Annotated in this window: 3 protein-coding genes; 2 read left to right on the forward strand and 1 reads right to left on the reverse strand. The window is 77.0% G+C overall.

The features are described 5' to 3' along the window. Nucleotides 1-214 precede the first annotated feature (214 nt). Together ACFU6K_RS36265 and ACFU6K_RS36270 are read left to right on the forward strand one after the other, a co-directional pair. Nucleotides 215-661: a DUF4442 domain-containing protein gene (locus ACFU6K_RS36265; protein WP_189919419.1), complete on the forward strand. Its 447-nt coding sequence runs from the start codon at nt 215-217 to the stop codon at nt 659-661. 110 nt (nt 662-771) lie between these two features. Continuing rightward, nucleotides 772-1,665 carry a hypothetical protein gene (locus ACFU6K_RS36270; RefSeq protein ID WP_380670494.1) on the forward strand — a complete coding sequence of 298 codons (894 nt, stop codon included), beginning with the start codon at nt 772-774 and terminating at the stop codon, nt 1,663-1,665. A gap of 132 nt (nt 1,666-1,797) precedes the next feature. On the opposite strand, the gene ACFU6K_RS36275 is transcribed toward ACFU6K_RS36270, so the two are convergent. Further along, a complete protein-coding gene (locus ACFU6K_RS36275; RefSeq protein ID WP_380670496.1) occupies nt 1,798-2,256 on the reverse strand; it encodes a GNAT family N-acetyltransferase in 459 nt (152 codons plus the stop codon). Nucleotides 2,257-2,591 lie beyond the last annotated feature (335 nt).

Raw genomic sequence — 2,591 nt, forward strand, 5'->3', positions numbered from 1 at the left:
GCTCTTCAAGAGATCGGCCCCTCAGGCGTTTTCGCCCCCCCGCCGAACAGGACCTCGGTCAAACAGGACCTCGGTCGAACACGGCCTCAGCCGGACACGACCTCAGCTACGCACGCGCCCCCTCGTCCGCATGTGCGCTCCCTCACACGCGCCCGCCGGATCGGCTTCCGGCGACCCCTGCCCCCAGAAGCTACCGACTAGTAACATCGTCGCCATGACCACTCCCACGATCGGCCAGATGCTCGACTCCACCGTGCCGATGGCGCACACCCTCAAGCTGGAGTACCTGGAGACCACCCCGGAGCGCGCCGTGCTCCGCCTCCCGGACCAGCCCGCGTACCACAACCACGTCGGCGGCCCGCACGCCGGCGCGATGTTCACGCTGGCCGAGTCCGCCAGCGGCTGCATCGTGCTCGCCGCCTTCGGCGACCAGCTGTCCCGGGCCGTGCCGCTCGCCGTGAACGCCGAGATCGCGTACAAGAAGCTGGCCATGGGCGAGGTCACCGCCACCGCGGTGCTCGGCCGCCCGGCCGCCGAGGTCGTCGCCGAGCTGGACGCCGGCGGCCGCCCCGAGTTCCCGGTCACCGTCGAGATCACCCGCGCCGACGGCGCCGTCACCGGCGTGATGACGGTCACCTGGACCCTGCGCCCCAACTCCTGACCGCCACCCGGTCGGTGGCCCCGGGAGAACAGGCCCCGGGGCCACCCGTACGATGACTGTCCGTGACGGCGGGCGTGACCTCACCGCCCGGCCGCTCGTTCTCGATTCACGTGCGAGCCAATCACGCGACCAAGCCCCAGGAACCCGTCCCCCGCGGCGTCCCGCGCGGCGTCGCCGGTGCCCGCCGCGGGATCGCCCGGCGGCTGCCCCGCCCCCGGGTCGCCGCGGCCGCCGGGGCCCTGCTCGCACAGCTCTGGGGATTCGGCGCCCCCGGGGCGTACGCGGCCACCGCCGACCCGGCGCCGGACCCGGCCCCGCCCACCGTCCGCCGCGCGCTGCAGGCCGCACCGGCACTCGACCGGCCGGTGCTCGACGGACCCGCCCTCGACGGGCAGTCAGCCGAACGTCCCGTCGGGTCCGGGCCGCCGGGCCGCTCCCCCGGGCCCGCCGGGGAACCGACCGGCAACGGCCCCGCCGACGGGATCACCGGGGTCGCCGGGGCGGTCGGCGGCACCCTCCAGGAACGCATCCGGGCCGGCGGCCTGCCCCTGCCCGGCCAGCGGGCGGCCGTCCCCGACGCCTTCGCGCTCGCCTCCGGCCTGCTCGGCACCGTCCCCGCCCAGGCCCGGCCCGACGGCCCCCGCGCCTCCTCCGAGGGCGGACCCGCCGACCCGCCCTCCGCCACCCGGCACCGCGGCGCCGCCCTCTCCACCGTTCCCCGGCAACGCGAGGCCGCGACGGAACCGCTGCTCCAGGAGGCGACCACCGCCGTCGACGAGGGCGGCCCCACCGCCGAAACCGGCAGCACGGCCGACTCCACCGCCACCCCCGCGCCGGACCGCGACAGCACGCCCGAAACGACGGCCATCGCCGACACCGCCACGGCGGCCACCTCCGGAGACGGCTCCGCCACCGCGACCGCCGTCCTCGTCCCCATCGCCGCCGGACTACTGCTCACCGGAGCGGCCATGTGCAAGCACCGCGGACTGCCGAGCGGCCACTGAGCGGCCCCGGCGGACCGCCCCGTTGCCCCGGGCGAGGCGCGGGGACGCTCCGCAGCCGGGAGGGGACGGGAGCGGGAGACGGCGGCGGGGGCGCCTCCGGGCCGGGCCCGGGCGGCAGCGTTCCGCCCCCGCCTAAGGCATGGCCAGGTCCACGGCCAGCAGCGGGAGTTCGCGTCCCGGTATCGAGCCGGACGGGACGGCGCCGATCCGGGTGGCGCCCATCGCGAGGTAGAACGGCTCGGCGTTCGGATCGGATTCGATGGTGAGCCGACGCAGGCCGCGCGCCACGGCCAGGCCCCTCGCCCGCTCGAACAACGCGCGGCCGACGCCACGGCCGATCGACTCCGGCTCGATGAAGAGCAGGTCCAGCGACCCGGTCGGCGGCGTCCCGGAGAGCGCGACGAAGCCCAGGACCCGCCCGGCGTCCTCGGCCACCGCCGTGGCCGACCGCTCGATCACAGCGGCGTCCACGGTCAGCTCCGCCCGGCAGGCGGCCATGAACGCCTCGTCGTAGCCCCAGTACGCCTTGGACCGCAGTGCGATGCCGGTGAGCAGCGCGGCCTCCTCCGGCCGGGCCGGTCTGATCTCCATGACGCCCCCTCGAGTCGCTGGCCGGACGGCAGCGCCATTGTCGGCCGCGACTCGGTCGTCCGCAAACGGTTTTACGGCCGGCGGAGCGGCGCGGAGGAGCACCCGCGGGACGCGGACCGGCCCGGCGGACGGGCAGGCAGGTGGGCGGGCAGGAAGCCCCTGACACGCCACGCGAGCTCCGCTGGGCGTGACGGTGGACGGCTCGCCCGAGGGCCGGCAGCGGAGGAGCACCCGCGGTTCCGGCCGGGGCGGCCGAGGCGACTGCCGCCGGAGCGGCCCGACGGCGTCGGGCGTCAGGCCCGCCGGGGCTCCCGCCCCGACGCGCGGCCCGTCAG

Source organism: Kitasatospora sp. NPDC057512, assembly GCF_042802135.1.
In the GTDB taxonomy this organism is placed as follows: Bacteria; Actinomycetota; Actinomycetes; order Streptomycetales; family Streptomycetaceae; genus Kitasatospora.

What these genes read in the sequence shown, in the direction of transcription:
- ACFU6K_RS36265 (WP_189919419.1), top strand. Translation starts at nt 215, where the DNA reads ATGACCACTCCCACGATCGGCCAGATGCTCGACTCCACCGTGCCGATG.
- ACFU6K_RS36275 (WP_380670496.1), bottom strand. Translation starts at nt 2,256, where the DNA reads ATGGAGATCAGACCGGCCCGGCCGGAGGAGGCCGCGCTGCTCACCGGC.